The organism is Nonomuraea sp. NPDC050202 (assembly GCF_040656115.1).
In the GTDB taxonomy this organism is placed as follows: Bacteria; Actinomycetota; Actinomycetes; order Streptosporangiales; family Streptosporangiaceae; genus Nonomuraea.
Map to the genome: position 1 here is coordinate 40,653 of NZ_JBFALF010000023.1, position 14,560 is coordinate 55,212.

Sequence of the window (14,560 nt, forward strand, 5' to 3'; positions counted from 1 at the left end):
GGGGCTCGTGCACCGGCGTCATCCCTGGCCGACCGACTTGACGAGCTCGTCGATCGCGTACGGCAGCGACAGCAGGGTGCTCTGCGAGATGGCGGCGCCGACGGCCGGGCCCTCGCTGTCGAGCAGGTACGACACCTTGCCGTTCTTGACCGCGGGCAGGTTGGCGAACAGCTCGAACTTCTTCAGCGCCGCCTGGTCGGCCTGGTCCGCGATGACGAAGATGCGATCGACGTCGATGAGGTCGATACGTTCTGGGGACAGCACGGTGTAGAAGCTACCGCCCGCGATCTCGTCGATCTCCGGCTGCCCCTTGAACCCGATGCCCGTCACCAGCCGCCCGCGCACGTCGGTGGTGGTGAAGGGCGCGACCGAGTTCTTGTACCAGGACAGCGCGACGGCGGTCTGGCCGGCGAACTCCGGATGCGCGGCGCGGGCGGCGTCGAGCTTGGCCTGGACGTCCTGGACCAGTTTCGCGCCCTCGTCCGCCTTGCCGAGCGCCTTGGCGATGTGCAGCGCGTTGTCCTGCCACGGCGCGCTGAACGGCTCCTTCTCGGTCCTGGTGCGGCCCACCGTCGGGGCGATCCTGGTGAGCCGGTCGTAGGCGGCCTGGTCGATCTCGGAGTAGACCGCGATGATCAGGTCGGGCCGCAGCGCGGCGATCTTCTCGTAGTTGGGGCCGGAGTCCCCGTTGGTCATGATGACCTCGGGGCGGGTGCCGCCCCACCGGTCCTTCACCCAGGGCCACTGGGTGTTGATGTCGGGGGTCTTGCCGGGCGGGTTCGGGTACTGGTCGACCATGCCGACCGGCTTGATGCCGAACGCCAGGACGGCCTGGTCGTCGGTGTAGCCGACGGAGACGACCCGCTGCGGGGCCTTGGTGATCTGCGTGGAGCCGAAGGCGTGCTCCACGGTGACCGGGAACGCGCCGCCGGTGGTGGGGGCCGCGCTCCCGGTCTCCGGCTGTGGCGCCGGGGCGGATCCGCAGGCCGCGACGAGGATCGCGGCGGACAGTGCCACCGCTGAGCGCCGTAGGGCCGTCAGGGTCGTTCCGTGTGAAGGCATCGGGGTCCCTTGCTGTCCGCTGCGATCTCGACTGCCAGGGAAACCGTAACACGACGATGTTAGGTAAGGCTAACCTTGCTTATCGGTCTTTTCTGAGGTTCGCCCGCACCAGCAGGTAGACCAGGAAGGGGCCGCCGATGGCGGCGGTGACCACGCCGACGGGGAGGCTGACCGGCAGCGCCGTACGGGCCACCAGGTCGGCTCCGATCAGCAGCGACGCGCCCGCCAGCCCGGAGGCCAGGAGCGGCGGAGTCGCGTGCCGCGCCAGGCGCATCGCCACCTGAGGCGCCACCAGCGCGACGAACGGGACGGGGCCCGCCGCGCTCACCGCGACGCCGGCCAGCAGCACCGCGCACAGCAGCAGGACCGCCCGCACCATCGAGTACCGCACGCCCAGGCTCGCCGCGACCTGGTCGCCGAAGTGCATCGGCCTGAGGGGGAAGGCGAGGTACGACACCACGGCCAGCAGCGCGAGCGTGCACCACAGCGCCACCAGGACCTCGCCCCACGACCGGCCGTCCAGCGAGCCGACCAGCCACGCCTGGGCCCTGGCCACGTCGCGGATGTCGGCGGTGACCAGCAGCCAGGTGGTGATCGCCTCCATCACGGCGCTCACCGAGATGCCGATGAGGATGAGCCGCAGGCCCTCGATCCCGCGCCGCCAGGCCATGAGGTACACCAGCAGGCCGGTGCCGAGCCCGCCCGCGAGCGCCGCCGCGGACAGGCCCACGGTGTCGGCGATCGCCGCGGCGGCCCCGCCCGACACCGTCACCAGGAACACCGAGACCGCGCTCGCGCCCCCGGTGATCCCCAGCACGTCGGGGCTGGCCAGCGGGTTGCGCGCGATGGACTGCGTGATCGCCCCCGACAGCCCCAGCGCGACCCCGACGACGAGCCCGGCCAGGGCGCGCGGCATCCGCAGGTCCATGATCACGAACTCGTCGACCCGCTCGCCCCGCCCGAAGATCGTGGCGATCACCTGGGGCAGGCCGATGGGGAAGTCCCCGACGCCGATGGACAGGCAGAACACCAGGAAGGTCGCGCCCGCCAGCAGCAGCGTGACGGCCAGCAGCCAGGGCCGCCACACGAACGACGCCCGGCCGAGCCGCACGCCCGGCGCCACCGTACGCCTGGCCGTCCCGTTCATGCCTTCCTGAACTTCCCGCGCCACACCAGCGCCGCGAAGAACGGGGCGCCCGCCAGCGCGACCACCACGCCCGCCTGCAACTCGCCCGGCCGCGTCACCACGCGCCCCACGATGTCGCAGGCGAGCAGGACGACGGCGCCGAGCAGCCCCGCGTACGGCACCAGCCAGCGATAGTCCGGCCCCGTGAGGTACCGCGCCACGTGGGCCACCATGAGCCCGAGGAACGCGATCGGCCCGCAGGCCGCCGTCGCCGCTCCCGCCAGCACGGTGATGGCGACGATGCCGGCGGTCCTGCTCCACGTGGTGTTCACGCCCAGCCCCCTGGCCACGTCCTCGCCGAGGTTGAGCAGGTTGATCGCCGGCAGCGTGGTCAGCGCCAGCACCAGCCCGGCCGCGATGAACGCCGTCACCGGCCAGATGACCTCGAAGCCGACGCCGGCCACGGAGCCGGCGTTCCAGAAGCGCAGCGCGTTCAGCGACGCCTGGTCCGACAGCGCGATCGCCGTGGTCATCGCCGCCAGGAACACCGTGACCCCCTGGCCGGTCAGCGCGAGCGTCAGCGGGCTGCCCCCGCCCCTGCCGAGGCTCGACAGCCCGAACACGACGACCCCGGCCGCCGCCGCCCCGAGGAAGGCGAACCAGACGTACTGGAGCGGGTTGGAGAGCCCGAACAGCAGGATCACCGTCACCACGGCGAACGAGGCACCGGAGTTCACCCCCAGCAACCCCGTGTCGGCGATCGGGTTGCGCGTGAACCCCTGGATCAGCGCCCCGCCGACGCCCAGGGCGGCGCCGGCCGCGATCGCGAGCACGGTCCTGGGCACCCGCACGGTCCGCAGGATGAGCGTGATCTCGCTGAGCCGCTGGTCGGCGCCCGGCACCCCGAACAGCCCGTGCCACACCTCCCCGGGGCTCAACGCGCGCGCGCCGACGGCCAGCGACGCCGTCCCCACGAGCGCGAGGACCACCACCAGCGTGACCGCTCCCGCCGCGCGCCGCCGGTGGGCCCGCGCTGCCCCGGAAGTTCCCATGCGATGTTCGTCACCGCCGTCTCGATCAATCGATTTAGGTAAAGCTATCCTTAGTCGCTGGCCGACGGTAGGGACGGACGGGGCTTCGATGGACGACACCTTCGCCAGGTTCGGGTTGCCCGGCGAGCCGGGCACCGAGGAGTTCTGGGCGGCGGCGGCGACGCCCGCGCCGGTGCCCGACGGCGCCGGCGGCTGGACGACCCTGTTCCTGTGGCGCGGGTCCCCCGCGAGCATCGGCTTCGAGAGCTGGTCGGAGCCGGTTCCCCTGCGCCGGTGGGGTGACACGGACTGCTGGTACGCCGAGGTGGCCATGCCCGCGCGGCTGCGGGTGACCTACCAGTTCCGCACCGCGGACGCCGCGTACGCCGACCCGTTCAACCCCGTGGGCGCGGGCGGCGACCGGTCCATCGCCGCGACCCCCGACGCCCCTGCCCAGCCGCACTGGCCCGCCGTCGGCGCCGACGGCGTCCTGCCCCTGCCGCGTACCCGCCTGCGCTGGACCAGCGAACGGCTCGGCGGGCGGCGCACCGTGCGCGTGCATCCGGCGGGCGGTGGCGGGCCGGTGGTGCTGCTGCTCGACGGGGACGACTGGTTGTACCTGCACCCGGCCATGACCGCGTTCGACTCGGCCGTCGCCCAGGGCGACCTGCCTCCCGTCACGCTCGTCTTCGTGCCCGCCAGGGACAGGGAGGCCGAGTTCGCCTGCAGGCCCGCGTTGTGGGAGGCGATCAGGGACGAGCTGCTGCCGCTGGTGGCGGAGAGCGGCGTGCCCGCCGACCGGGACCGGTTGGTGGTCGCCGGTCAGAGCCTCGGCGGGCTGAGCGCGATGTACGCGGCGCTGGAGTTCCCCGGGCTGGTGTCCGGCCTCGCCTGCCAGTCGGGGTCGTTCTGGTGGGCGCCCGGGGCGCAGGACCTCGCCGACCCCATGGGCGGGCCGGTCGGCGGCGCCGTCGCCGCGCGCCTGCGGGAGCGCGCCGACCTGTCCGGGCTGCGGGTCGCCTTCGACGTGGGGGAGCACGAGAGGCGGATGTTGCCGCACTGCGAGCTGGTCGAGACCCTGACGGAACAGGCCGGGGCCGTGGTGCGGGTCTCGCGCTCGCCCTCGGGTCACGACCGGGCGGGCTGGCGGCACGCCCTGCTCAGGGATGTCTCCTGGGTGCTCACGGGTGGTGGTGGCCCGGCCGCCGGGCCACCACACGCTCACGGGTGACGGGTCAGGTAGCCGCCCATGCTCCTGAACACCTCGGTGGCGGGCAGCTCCCTGCCGTCCTCCGTGCGCACGCGTTCGATCACCAGCCCGTGGCTGCGCCCGCGGCGGGCCTCGGCGCCCGCGACGATCACCACGCCGTCACCCTCCCGGATGAAGACCCGGCCGGGCGTGCCGCCGTAGATCCCCTGGGACACCGAGGCCTTGAGCACGCGCACGCGCTCGCCCCTGTAGTGGGTGAAGGCGTTGGGGTACGGGTCGGACTGGGCGCGGACCAGGCGCTCGATGTCCTCGGCGGGCCAGTTCCAGTCGATGTTGCTGTCCTCGATCGACCGCTTGTGGAAGAAGCTGGCCTTCGACCTGTCCTGGGGCGTCCAGGCGGTCCGGCCGGAGTTGATGAGGTCGAGCGCCTCGGTGACGATCGGCGCGATCAGGTCGACGGTGCGGTGGAAGAGGTCGGTGGCGGTGTCGGCGGGCCCGACGGGCACGGCCCGCTGCACGACGATGTCGCCGGCGTCCAGCTCGTCGTTCATCATGTGCGCGGTGACCCCCACCTCCGGCTCGCCGTTGATCAGCGCCCAGATCAGCGGGGAGAAGCCGGCGTAGGCGGGAAGCAGCGAGTCGTGCACGTTGAGGGTGCCGTGGCGGGGGAGGCGGAAGATCTCCGGCGGGATCCAGGTCCGCCAGTTGTTGGCGACGATGAGGTCGGGCTCGGCCTCCTTGAGCCGGACCATCAGCTCCTCGTCGTCGGGCCGGTTGCGCAGGAGCACCGGGACGCCGTGTGCCTGCGCCAGCTCGGCCACCGAGTCGCTCCAGATCCTCTCGTAGGCATGCTCGCTCTTCGGATGGGTCACCACCAGTACGACCTCGTGCGCGGAATCCAGCAGGGCCTGGAGCGTGCGATGACCCCAGGTTTGATAGCCGAACATCACGACCCGCATGGTGCCTCCTTGTCGAGGGGATCGGATTAAGTTAGGCTCACCTTAATTAGGCCAGGCTAACCTAATTTTTGCCATGACTCCACCCCAGTTACGCACCGGCGGAAAGGCATCCATGTCCTCAGCGGAGCAGCACGTGCACGATCTCGTAGGCATCGGCTTCGGACCCTCCAACCTCGCCCTGGCGATAGCGTTGCGGGAACGCCAGGCGCGCACGGGCGACGTGCTCGACGCCGTGTTCCTCGAGAAGCAGCCCGCCTTCGGCTGGCACCGGGGCATGCTGCTGGAAGGCACGACCATGCAGGTGTCCTTTCTGAAGGACCTGGTCACCATGCGCAACCCGACGAGTGAATTCAGCTTTCTCTGCTATCTCCAGGACAAGGGCCGGCTGCTCGACTTCATCAACCACAAGACGATGTTCCCGTCCCGCATGGAATTCCACGACTATCTCGAATGGACGGCCGCCCGGTTCTCCGAGCAGGTGGAATACGGCTCCGAGGTCGTCGCGGTGACCCCCGTCGAGGCAGGCGGGACGATCGAGCTCCTCGACGTGGTCGTCCGTCAGGGCGACGGCACGCTGGTCACCCGTCGCGCCCGCAACCTCGTCCTCGCCGCCGGGCTCGAACCGGTCCTGCCGGACGGCCTGGTCACCGACGAGCGGATCTGGCACAGCGAGGAACTGCTCGGCAGGCTGCCGTCGCTGCGCGACCCGCGCAGGTTCGTGGTGGTCGGCGCCGGGCAGAGCGCGGCCGAGGTGACCGAGCACCTGCACGGCGCCTATCCCGAGGCCGAGGTGTGCGCCGTCTTCACCAAGTACGGATACACCCCCGCCGACGACAGCTCCTTCGCCAACCGCATCTTCGACCCCGTGGCGGTCGACCACTTCTACACCGCTCCTGACGAGGTGAAGTCGCGGCTGCGCGCCTACCACTCCGCCACCAACTACTCCGTGGTGGACCTGGACCTCATCGACGAGCTGTACCGCCGCCACTACCAGGAGAAGGTGCAGGGCAAGGAGCGGCTGCGCATCCTCAACGCCTCACGCCTCGCCGACGTCGAACGCGACGGGAACGGCCTGCGCGTCACGGTGGAGTTCCTGCCCACCGGCGAGCGCACCCTGCTGGAGACCGACGTCATCGTCTACGCGACCGGCTACCGGCCGGCCGACCCGCTCACCCTCCTGGGCGAGGCGGGCCGGTTCTGCGAACGGCTCCCCGGCGGCGGCGTACGGCTGGATCGCGACTACCGGATCGTCACCTCCCCGGCGTTGCGCTGCGGCATCTACGTCCAGGGCGCCAGCGAGCACACCCACGGCCTCACCTCGACCTTGCTGTCCAACACCGCGATCCGGGTGGGCGAGATCGCCGAGTCCGTGGCCGACCGGCTCCGGAGCGGGAGCCTGAGCTCCTACGCGCTGTCACGCTGAGGCGCGCGCCGCAGCGGTCCTGTCGTGCGCTGGCGCGGAAGACCGTTTCCTACGATGATCGCTGCATGCCGTCCCGTATGTCAGCCGCGCTGGCGGGCTTGGCCCTGGCCGTCCTGGCCGCCGGATGCGCCGACCCGGCCGCCGGCCGGGTGTCGCTCGTCAGCGCGTCCCAGCCCCCGGCGTCCTCCCCGCCGTCGCCCACGGCGGTCCCGCAGCCGCCCTCGCCCATGGCGTCCTCGGGGCCCGCGAGGCACCCGTTCCCGATGGCGACCTCCCTGGCCGAGCCCATGGCGACCGGGGCGCCCCTGGCGGCGACGGGCCCGCCGCGGTTCTTCGTCTCCGCGCGCACCCCGCTCGCCCACTTCCCCGGCAGGTCCAAGACCGCCGTCGTCACCCCGGTGCCGCCCGCCGTGCACGACGCCGGGACCGGGGCGTTCATCGCGAACATCCCGCTGCCGCCCGGCATCGAAGGCTCCTCGCACCGCGTGGCCGCCGCCCGGGACAACCGCACGTTCGCCATCGCCGGCTGGACCGGGCAGGCGAAGCCCGGCCTCCGCTTCTTCCTGGTCCGCCTCGGCGAGGACGGGCGGCCCGGCAAGCCGGTGCCCGTCACGCAGACCGACCCGGACGACCTGACGCTGGTCCACGACCTGGCCCTCAGCGCCGACGGCACCCGGCTGGCCTACGCCACCCCGCTCATCGGGGGCGGCGTCAAGATCTCCGTGCTCGACGCCGCCACCGGCCGGCGCCGCGACTGGAGGACCGCGACGCACTCGATGGTGGGCGGCCTGTCCTGGGCCCCGGACGGCCGCTCGCTCGCCTCCGTGCTGGACGGCCGGGCCATCGCCGTGCTCGACCTCGCCCGCCTGGGCGACGGCCCGGACGGCGCCGCGTCCCGGATCGTCAAGAACGCCACCGGCGCCGTGCCGTTCGAGTCGGTGACCCACACCCCTGACGGCGGCGCGCTGATCTACGCCTCCGGGCACACCGTCGAACGCGTCCCCGTGTCGGGCGGGCCGGCGCGGGTGCTGGCCCGGCCGGAACTGCCGCCCGGCGCCTCGCTCAGCCTGCGCTTCTGCGTCGACGGGACCGGCGAGCACCTCCTGTACGCGCACCAGTGGCGCGCCTACCAGATCGGCCTTGACGGCGGTGCCGTCACCTCCGTGCCGATCACGGCCGGCGAGCGTCCGGGCGAGGGCGACTCGCCGCGCGTGGCCTGGTGACCACCGGCCCGTCCCGCGCTCTGAGGACTCCGTGGTGGTCCTCGGGGCCGGTCACCGGCCGGGCGGGAGGGCCGGCTCGCCGCCCGACCCGGGTGAGCACGGGCCGCCGGGAGCCGATGGGGACGGCGGAGGCTGTCTCATGGGCGGGGCGCCCGGCGGTCCCGGCGCGCCTCGAGTTCCTCCTCGCTCACCGGGATGAGCATCGGCTGCCCGGCCACACCGAACATCGTGACGACGAATTCGGTCTCGGCGTCCGGGAGGTTGTTGGCGTCCTGGTAGTGGATGAGGTCGCCGCCCGGCTCCCAGAACGCCTCCCCGGCCTTGATGACCCGTTGCGGCTCGCCTTCCAGCTCGAAGAGCATCTCGCCGCTGATCAGGTACCCGAACGCGGGACCGGTGTGGCGGTGCGGCGGGTTGCCCGCGCTGCCCGGCGGCAGGGTGACCCGGATCGTCATCGCCTCCGCGTTGCCGGGCATCGGCGGCGGAGACGGCACCGACGAGATGAGGTCGATCCTCGGCGGCGGCGTGGTCGCGTCGGGGTTGTCGAGGTGGTGCAGATGTTCGTCGCTCATGGTTCCTCACCGCTACCTTGGCCGATCGTCGACCTTGAGTTCGGCCCCTGTGCCCGAGATGAAAATGACCAGTAGTTTCGCCGGTTGTGTCCGGCTGATGTTCTCCGTGAGCACATGGTGGGCTCCCGGCGGCTCGACCCAGCTCTCGCCCTGGCGGTAGGTGCGCACCGGCTCGCCACTGATCTGGCTGCGGACGGCGCCCGAGAGTACGTAGGCGTAGACGAAGGCGTCGCCGTGCCGATGCGGAACCGCGCGCGCGGTGGGCGGGAAGTCGGCGATCGCCGAGGTGAACGTCTTGCCCTTGACATTCGGGAGCGCCTTCTCCAGCAGGGGCGAGAGCGTCTCGGACGGTGGCTGCGTGACCACGGCGGCGACCGGCGCCCGGCCGGTCGCGGGCTCCGCCGCGGGAGCGGCGCACGCGGCTGCCGGAGCCACCAGGCCGGCGACCAGGAAGCCCCGGGCGAACCGTACTCGGATCATGACGCCTCTCCAATCCTGCTATGTCCGAGTACGCTGTCCGGGCCTTGCGCGGGTTAACCAGGGGCGCGTTCAAGCCCTGGCGATGATTCGCCCAGCTGCAGGGCGTGCGGTGGCCTATCCGCCCTCGGTGACCCGGATGATCGTCTTGCCGCGGGCCGCGAACGCGGCGGGCGCCTCGGCCAGCGTGCGCACGGCCCCCACGATCACGCGGAGCCGGCCCTCCCGCAGCCGCCGGGCCAGGTCCGTGAGGCGGGCGCGATCGGGTTCGACGACGAAGAAGATCGCCCGGCCGTGCCGGGGCTGGACCGCCGGCGGCGCGGCGATGGAGACGAGGGTGCCGCCGGGGCGCACCAGCGCCGCGGAACGGTCCAGGACGTCCCCGCCGATCACATCGAGCACCAGATCGACCTGACCGGCGTCTTCCAGCCGCTCGGCCTGCAGATCCAGGAAGACGTCCACGCCCAGGCCGAGTGCCGTGTCCCTGCCCCCGGCCCTGCCGGTGCCGATCACCCGGGCTCCCGCCTCGCGCGCGAGCTGCACCGCGACCGAGCCGACGCCGCCCGCGGCGCCGTGGACCAGCACGGTCTGGCCGGCGGCGAGGCGCCCGTGGTCGAACAGCGCCTGCCACGCGGTCAGCCCCGAGATCGGCAGCGCGGCGGCCACGGTGTGGTCGATGCCGGCCGGCAGCGGCGCCAGGTTGCGCGCCTCCACCGCCACGTACTCGGCCAGCGAGCCGTTGCGGGTCCAGTCGGTCAGCCCGAACACCCGCTGTCCCACGCTCAGGCCGGTGGTTCCGTACCCCAGCTCCGCCACCGTCCCCGACACCTCATGCCCGGGCACGCTCGGCGTCCGGTCGCGGCCCGCGCGATCCGACCACGTTCCCGGCCAGTCGAGCTCCCCCCGGGTGAACCCCGCGGCGTGCACCCGCACGATGACGTCGTTCTCGGCGGCGTGCGGGTACGGCTCCTCGGTCAGGGAGAGCCCGGCCGGACCGGCGGTCCGGTCGCGGACGGTGATGGCTTGCATGGCAGGTCCCTCGCCGGTGATGTGAGAACTCGAGCAGGGCGAACGTACCCACCGGCCCGGTCGTTCAGCCGTCACCCTGCGGCTTGGCGGCCCGGTGGATCGCCAGGCCGATCAGCAGGACGGTGCCGGCCACGCACAGCCACGCGAACACGTCGCCGATCGCCCGATAGGGGGTGGCGAAGCCGCGGACGGGCACCTCGGAGACGACCACGTGCCGGTCGTCGCGTTCGTGGACGTGCTCGCTCAAGGTCCGTCCCTGCGCGTCGAACGCGCCCGCGAGCAGGCCGGTGCGGGCGGGCCCCGTCCTGGCGAAGCGCATCAGGAACACCGGGAACAGCCACGCCGCCGGCGCGAGGTCGTAGCGGGTCTGCGCGGCCAGCAGGGATAGCGCCGTGCCGATCCCCAGCCACACCCATCGCCGCCGGTCGGCGACGGGGACCGGCCCGGGGGCGGCGGCGGTGACGCCGCTGCGCGGGGCGGCCTGCTCGGTCTGCATCTGATCGATCCCTTCTCCAGCCGAAGCGTCCGTGCGAGGACCGCCGGGCCCCTGGCCCGAGAGGGCGCGATGAGCGGGGGATCTCTCTGAACGAGCCGTGCCGGGCGAACGGCATGTCGCGAGTGCGGTCCAGTCGCTCGGTGTACGCGAAGGCGCTCGCTCAGGCCTTGGGGCGGGCGAGCGCGCTCCAGCCGTGTTCCAGGAGGTCGAAGGCCCGGTTGATGGCCTCGCGGGGGTCGTCGTGGGCGTAGGCGGCGCGGGGGGCTTCGAGGGCGAAGTGGGCCAGGGCGGTGCAGGCGGGGTCGTCCGCGGCGAGGCCGCTCTCCTCGGCGATGGCCCGGGCGAGCGCGGCGGTGTGGCGCAGCCACATGTTCTGCGCGTAGTCGCGCAGCGCGGGGGTGCCGGCCACGAGGTCGGTGAAGGCGGTGAAGGCGGGGTCGCCGTCGGCGGTGGCCAGCCGGGTGGTCAGGGCGTGTTCGCGCAGCGCGGCGGGGACGGACCGGCCCTCGGGCCGCTCACGGACGGCGGCGAGCAGGCGGGCCTCCTGGTCGGAGTCCTCGTCGAAGACGAGGGCCTCCTTGACCGGGAAGTGCTTGAACAGCGTGGTGGTGGACACGTCGGCGGCGTCCGCGATCTCGCGGATGCCGACCTCGTCGTATCCGCGCTCCAGGAACAGGCGCAGCGCGGCGTCGGCGATGGCCTGGCGGGTGGCGGCCTTCTTGCGCTCGCGGCGCCCCACCGGTGCGGGAGAGGGACTGGTCGTGGTGCTGGGCATACCGGCACCCTACCTCTTTGGTGAATCGAGTTCAAAAGTTGTGTTGTTGCACTTATTGATCCGGTGTGTTTTTCTGGGGCGCACAGAACGAACGGAGCATCACCATGAACACCACCGCGGCACCCCGCATCGCCGTCATCGGAGCCGGCCCCGGCGGCCTGACCTGCGCGCGCATCCTCCAGCGGCACGGCATCGCCGCCGCCGTCTACGACCGCGACGCCGGCCCCGCCATCCGCGACCAGGGCGGCACCCTCGACCTGCACGCCGACAACGGCCAGATCGCCCTGCGCGAGGCGGGCCTGCTGGAGGAGTTCTTCCGCCTGGCCCGGCCCGAGGGCCAGGAGATGCGCCAGCTGGACCCGGCCGGCACGATCCTCTTCCACCACGTCCCCGAGCAGGGCGAGCGGTTCAAGCCGGAGATCGACCGCGGCCGGTTGCGCGACCTGCTGCTCGGCTCGCTCCAGCCCGGCACCGTGCGCTGGGGCCACACCCTGCGGGCCGTCAGCGGCCCCGGCGAAGGCCCCCGGCGGCTGCACTTCGCGGACGGCACCACCATCGAGGCCGACCTCGTCATCGGCGCCGACGGCGCCTGGTCCAAGGTCCGCCCCGCCGTCTCCCCGGCCACCCCCCGCTACACCGGCGTGAGCTTCCTGGAGGCCTGGTTCCACGACGTCACGACCCGGCATCCCGGCATCGCCGAGCTCGTCGGCCAGGGCGGCGCCGCCGCGGCCGACGGCGAGCGCGGCCTGTTCGCCCAGCGCAACAGCGGCGACCACATCCGCGTCTACCTCATCCAGCGCGTCCCGGCCGACTGGATCACCGCCGGCGGCCTGTCCATCCAGGCCACCGACGGCATCCGCGCCCTCCTCCTGGAGCGCTACCGCGACTGGTCGCCCCGCCTGCGCCGGCTGATCACCGACAACGACGGCCCCTACGTCGACCGCCCGATCTTCGCCCTGCCCGCGCCGCACGTCTGGGCGCACAACCCCACGGTGACCCTGCTCGGCGACGCCGCCCACCTCATGCCCCCGCTCGGCGTCGGCGTCAACCTCGCCCTGCTGGACGCGTGCGAGCTCGCCCTGGCCATCGCCCGCCACGACACCGTCGAGGAGGCCGTCCGCGCCTACGAGCGGACCATGCTGCCCCGCTCCACGGAGATGGCCCAGCTCCTCGACGGCGCCGCCGACGGGCTGCTGTCCACCGAGCTGCCCGACTTCGCCACCGCCGGCGACGGCTGACCGTGACGGCTGGAGGCCGGCATCACCCGGCCCCGTGCGGTGGGGATCCGGCGGGCTGATACTGTGGCGGTCTCGTACGCAGGATCGTCCTTGGGAGGTGAGACCCATTACCGCTGTGTCAGTCTGGGTGCTCCCCTCGCGAAGTGCGGCCCACAGGGATTAGGTGACCGCGGGAGCGCCCATCGGCATCCCGAAAGGCTCCCATGTCGGTTTTTTCGTCATCTATCAGTACTGCTGCCATCGTCGCCCGCCTCCGCGCCGCCGGATGCGTCTTCGCCGAGGACGAGGCAGAGCTGCTCCTGTCCACCGCGCCCACCCCCGCCGACCTCGACGCTATGGTGGCGCGCAGGGTCGCGGGCGAGCCGCTCGAACACGTGCTGGGCTGGGCGGAGTTCTGCGGCCTGCGGGTGTACGTGGAGCCGGGCGTGTTCGTGCCCCGGCCGCGCACCGAGTTCCTCATCGAGGCGGCCGTCGCGCTGGCGCGCGAGGTCGCGGGCACGCCGGTGGTCCTGGACCTGTGCTGCGGGACGGGCGCGATGGGCGCGGCGGTGGCGGCGGGCCTGCCGCGGGCCGAGCTGCACGCCGCCGATCTCGACCCCGCCGCCGTTCGCTGCGCCCGGCGCAACCTGGCGGGGACGGCGACCGTCCACGAGGGCGACCTGTACGACCCGCTGCCCGCCACGCTCCGCGGCCGGGTGGACATCCTGATCGCCAGCCCCCCGTACGTGCCGACGGAGTCGGTGGGCCTGCTGCCTCCCGAGGCCCGCCTGCACGAGCCGCTGCACGCGCTGGACGGCGGCGCCGACGGGCTGGACGTGGTGCGGCGGGTGATCGGCGGCGCGCCCGGCTGGCTCGCGCCCGGCGGGCGGCTGCTGGTGGAGACCAGCGAGCGGCAGGCGGCGGCGACCGCCGAGGCCGTACGGGCCGCCGGGCTGGCGGTCCGGGTGGCCGCCTCCGACGACCTGGACGCGACGGCGGTCATCGGCACCAGGGAAGCTCGATGACTTAGCGGTGTTAAGGTGATCCGCGATGGCACAGAAGGGACTGGCGCGGGACACCGTCGTGCGCGCGGCGCTCGAACTGCTCGACGAGACCGGCCTGGAGGGCCTTTCCGTGCGCCGCCTCGCCGCCCGCCTGGGCGTCCAGAACCCGGCGCTCTACTGGCACTTCCGCAACAAGCAGGAACTGCTCGACGAGATGGCCCGCGAGCTGCTCGCCCACGACATGGGCGGGCCGGCCGAGGGCGAGGGCTGGCGGGAGTGGCTGACCCGGCGCGCGCACCGCTACCGGCGCACGCTGCTCAGCCACCGCGACGGCGCGCGGCTCGTCGCGGCCGGCGACCCCGGGCCCGGGGTGGCCAGGAGCTTCGAGGAGGAGCTCAGGACGCTGGCCGGGCTCGGCTTCACCCCCGCGCAGGGCCTGCACGCGATCGCCGCGATCAGCCACTACACGCTCGGCTTCGTGCTGAACGAGCAGGCCCGCCTCGACCGGCGAGGCCGCGGCGACAGCCCCGGCCTGGCCGCGTACGCCACGGACTACCCGCTCACGGTCGAGGGGGTCAGGACGGGTGGCGCGCCGACGAGCGACGAGGCGTTCGCGCACGGCCTGCGGCTCATCCTCGACGGCGTCGCCGCGTCGGCCCTCGCCTGATCCCACCGGTCAAGGAGGCGGCGGGTGCGGTTGCCGGCGTGGACGTGGCGGCCCGCCCCTGCCCGCATCGACGCGAACGGCTCGGTGAGCGCCCCGTCCGCGACCGGCCTGCCGGACAGCACGCTGTCCCTGGTCACCCTGCCCGGCATCGCGCAGTGATTTGCGCCTTTTGCAGTGCGGCATGCGGTTGTTTTCTTCGTGGACTTCTCCGGTGAGACGCGCTTTCATTTCCTCCGTCGAACCCCGAGACGGAGGAAAAATTGGCGCGTACACGGAGAAGTGCACGGAG

16 protein-coding genes are annotated in these 14,560 nt (G+C 72.8%); 7 read left to right on the forward strand and 9 right to left on the reverse strand.

Annotated elements, in window-relative coordinates; translation table 11 throughout:
• Positions 1-18: 18 nt before the first annotated feature.
• From AB0I79_RS41810 to AB0I79_RS41820, 3 genes are all read right to left on the reverse strand, one after another.
• Positions 19-1,017: an iron-siderophore ABC transporter substrate-binding protein gene (locus tag AB0I79_RS41810; RefSeq protein WP_357885632.1), complete on the reverse strand. Its 999-nt coding sequence runs from the start codon at positions 1,015-1,017 to the stop codon at positions 19-21.
• A 124-nt stretch (positions 1,018-1,141) separates the two neighbouring features.
• Positions 1,142-2,209 (reverse strand): iron chelate uptake ABC transporter family permease subunit, encoded by a 1,068-nt coding sequence (locus tag AB0I79_RS41815; RefSeq protein WP_357885634.1) that lies wholly within the window; start codon positions 2,207-2,209, stop codon positions 1,142-1,144.
• Entirely contained in the window at positions 2,206-3,240 is a 1,035-nt protein-coding gene (locus AB0I79_RS41820; RefSeq protein ID WP_357885636.1) for an iron ABC transporter permease, read from the reverse strand. Before AB0I79_RS41820 ends, AB0I79_RS41815 begins: the two co-directional genes overlap by 4 nt.
• Positions 3,241-3,328: 88 nt before the next feature.
• Here AB0I79_RS41820 and AB0I79_RS41825 point away from each other — a divergent pair, with 88 nt between their 5' ends.
• Positions 3,329-4,450: an alpha/beta hydrolase-fold protein gene (locus tag AB0I79_RS41825; protein ID WP_357885638.1), complete on the forward strand. Its 1,122-nt coding sequence runs from the start codon at positions 3,329-3,331 to the stop codon at positions 4,448-4,450.
• On the opposite strand, the gene AB0I79_RS41830 is transcribed toward AB0I79_RS41825, so the two are convergent.
• Positions 4,441-5,388: a methionyl-tRNA formyltransferase gene (locus tag AB0I79_RS41830; RefSeq protein WP_357885639.1), complete on the reverse strand. Its 948-nt coding sequence runs from the start codon at positions 5,386-5,388 to the stop codon at positions 4,441-4,443. The genes AB0I79_RS41825 and AB0I79_RS41830 overlap by 10 nt on opposite strands.
• Before the next feature lie 112 nt (positions 5,389-5,500).
• On the opposite strand from AB0I79_RS41830, the gene AB0I79_RS41835 reads away from it, so the two are divergent.
• Both AB0I79_RS41835 and AB0I79_RS41840 read left to right on the forward strand, forming a co-directional pair.
• Complete coding sequence (locus AB0I79_RS41835; RefSeq protein WP_357885641.1) at positions 5,501-6,811, forward strand: lysine N(6)-hydroxylase/L-ornithine N(5)-oxygenase family protein; 1,311 nt, start codon at positions 5,501-5,503, stop codon at positions 6,809-6,811.
• Positions 6,812-6,876: 65 nt separating this feature from the next.
• The gene (locus tag AB0I79_RS41840; RefSeq protein ID WP_357885643.1) at positions 6,877-8,034 is read left to right on the forward strand and encodes a hypothetical protein; all 1,158 of its coding nucleotides are present in this window, start codon (positions 6,877-6,879) and stop codon (positions 8,032-8,034) included.
• Positions 8,035-8,171: 137 nt separating this feature from the next.
• Here the strand turns inward: AB0I79_RS41840 and AB0I79_RS41845 are convergent, their stop codons facing one another.
• From AB0I79_RS41845 to AB0I79_RS41865, 5 genes are all read right to left on the reverse strand, one after another.
• On the reverse strand, positions 8,172-8,606 hold the full coding sequence (locus tag AB0I79_RS41845) for a cupin domain-containing protein (RefSeq protein ID WP_357885645.1): 435 nt from the start codon (positions 8,604-8,606) through the stop codon (positions 8,172-8,174).
• A gap of 12 nt (positions 8,607-8,618) precedes the next feature.
• Positions 8,619-9,086: a cupin domain-containing protein gene (locus tag AB0I79_RS41850; RefSeq protein ID WP_357885647.1), complete on the reverse strand. Its 468-nt coding sequence runs from the start codon at positions 9,084-9,086 to the stop codon at positions 8,619-8,621.
• Between the two features lie 114 nt (positions 9,087-9,200).
• Entirely contained in the window at positions 9,201-10,112 is a 912-nt protein-coding gene (locus AB0I79_RS41855; RefSeq protein WP_357885649.1) for an NADP-dependent oxidoreductase, read from the reverse strand.
• Between the two features lie 64 nt (positions 10,113-10,176).
• Positions 10,177-10,608: a hypothetical protein gene (locus AB0I79_RS41860; RefSeq protein ID WP_357885651.1), complete on the reverse strand. Its 432-nt coding sequence runs from the start codon at positions 10,606-10,608 to the stop codon at positions 10,177-10,179.
• A gap of 160 nt (positions 10,609-10,768) precedes the next feature.
• Positions 10,769-11,383 carry a TetR family transcriptional regulator gene (locus tag AB0I79_RS41865; RefSeq protein ID WP_357885653.1) on the reverse strand — a complete coding sequence of 205 codons (615 nt, stop codon included), beginning with the start codon at positions 11,381-11,383 and terminating at the stop codon, positions 10,769-10,771.
• Between the two features lie 104 nt (positions 11,384-11,487).
• On the opposite strand from AB0I79_RS41865, the gene AB0I79_RS41870 reads away from it, so the two are divergent.
• From AB0I79_RS41870 to AB0I79_RS41885, 4 genes are all read left to right on the forward strand, one after another.
• A complete protein-coding gene (locus tag AB0I79_RS41870) occupies positions 11,488-12,621 on the forward strand; it encodes an NAD(P)/FAD-dependent oxidoreductase (RefSeq protein WP_357885655.1) in 1,134 nt (377 codons plus the stop codon).
• 203 nt (positions 12,622-12,824) lie between these two features.
• The gene (locus tag AB0I79_RS41875) at positions 12,825-13,625 is read left to right on the forward strand and encodes a putative protein N(5)-glutamine methyltransferase (RefSeq protein WP_357885657.1); all 801 of its coding nucleotides are present in this window, start codon (positions 12,825-12,827) and stop codon (positions 13,623-13,625) included.
• A 25-nt stretch (positions 13,626-13,650) separates the two neighbouring features.
• Complete coding sequence (locus tag AB0I79_RS41880) at positions 13,651-14,271, forward strand: TetR/AcrR family transcriptional regulator C-terminal domain-containing protein (RefSeq protein WP_357885659.1); 621 nt, start codon at positions 13,651-13,653, stop codon at positions 14,269-14,271.
• A gap of 24 nt (positions 14,272-14,295) precedes the next feature.
• Complete coding sequence (locus AB0I79_RS41885; RefSeq protein ID WP_357885661.1) at positions 14,296-14,430, forward strand: hypothetical protein; 135 nt, start codon at positions 14,296-14,298, stop codon at positions 14,428-14,430.
• Positions 14,431-14,560: the final 130 nt, after the last annotated feature.

Coding starts and splice junctions, on each gene's coding strand:
- AB0I79_RS41815 (WP_357885634.1), bottom strand. CDS start 2,209: ATGAACGGGACGGCCAGGCGTACGGTGGCGCCGGGCGTGCGGCTCGGC.
- AB0I79_RS41820 (WP_357885636.1), bottom strand. CDS start 3,240: ATGGGAACTTCCGGGGCAGCGCGGGCCCACCGGCGGCGCGCGGCGGGA.
- AB0I79_RS41825 (WP_357885638.1), top strand. CDS start 3,329: ATGGACGACACCTTCGCCAGGTTCGGGTTGCCCGGCGAGCCGGGCACC.
- AB0I79_RS41830 (WP_357885639.1), bottom strand. CDS start 5,388: ATGCGGGTCGTGATGTTCGGCTATCAAACCTGGGGTCATCGCACGCTC.
- AB0I79_RS41835 (WP_357885641.1), top strand. CDS start 5,501: ATGTCCTCAGCGGAGCAGCACGTGCACGATCTCGTAGGCATCGGCTTC.
- AB0I79_RS41840 (WP_357885643.1), top strand. CDS start 6,877: ATGCCGTCCCGTATGTCAGCCGCGCTGGCGGGCTTGGCCCTGGCCGTC.
- AB0I79_RS41845 (WP_357885645.1), bottom strand. CDS start 8,606: ATGAGCGACGAACATCTGCACCACCTCGACAACCCCGACGCGACCACG.
- AB0I79_RS41850 (WP_357885647.1), bottom strand. CDS start 9,086: ATGATCCGAGTACGGTTCGCCCGGGGCTTCCTGGTCGCCGGCCTGGTG.
- AB0I79_RS41855 (WP_357885649.1), bottom strand. CDS start 10,112: ATGCAAGCCATCACCGTCCGCGACCGGACCGCCGGTCCGGCCGGGCTC.
- AB0I79_RS41860 (WP_357885651.1), bottom strand. CDS start 10,608: ATGCAGACCGAGCAGGCCGCCCCGCGCAGCGGCGTCACCGCCGCCGCC.
- AB0I79_RS41865 (WP_357885653.1), bottom strand. CDS start 11,383: ATGCCCAGCACCACGACCAGTCCCTCTCCCGCACCGGTGGGGCGCCGC.
- AB0I79_RS41870 (WP_357885655.1), top strand. CDS start 11,488: ATGAACACCACCGCGGCACCCCGCATCGCCGTCATCGGAGCCGGCCCC.
- AB0I79_RS41875 (WP_357885657.1), top strand. CDS start 12,825: ATGTCGGTTTTTTCGTCATCTATCAGTACTGCTGCCATCGTCGCCCGC.
- AB0I79_RS41880 (WP_357885659.1), top strand. CDS start 13,651: ATGGCACAGAAGGGACTGGCGCGGGACACCGTCGTGCGCGCGGCGCTC.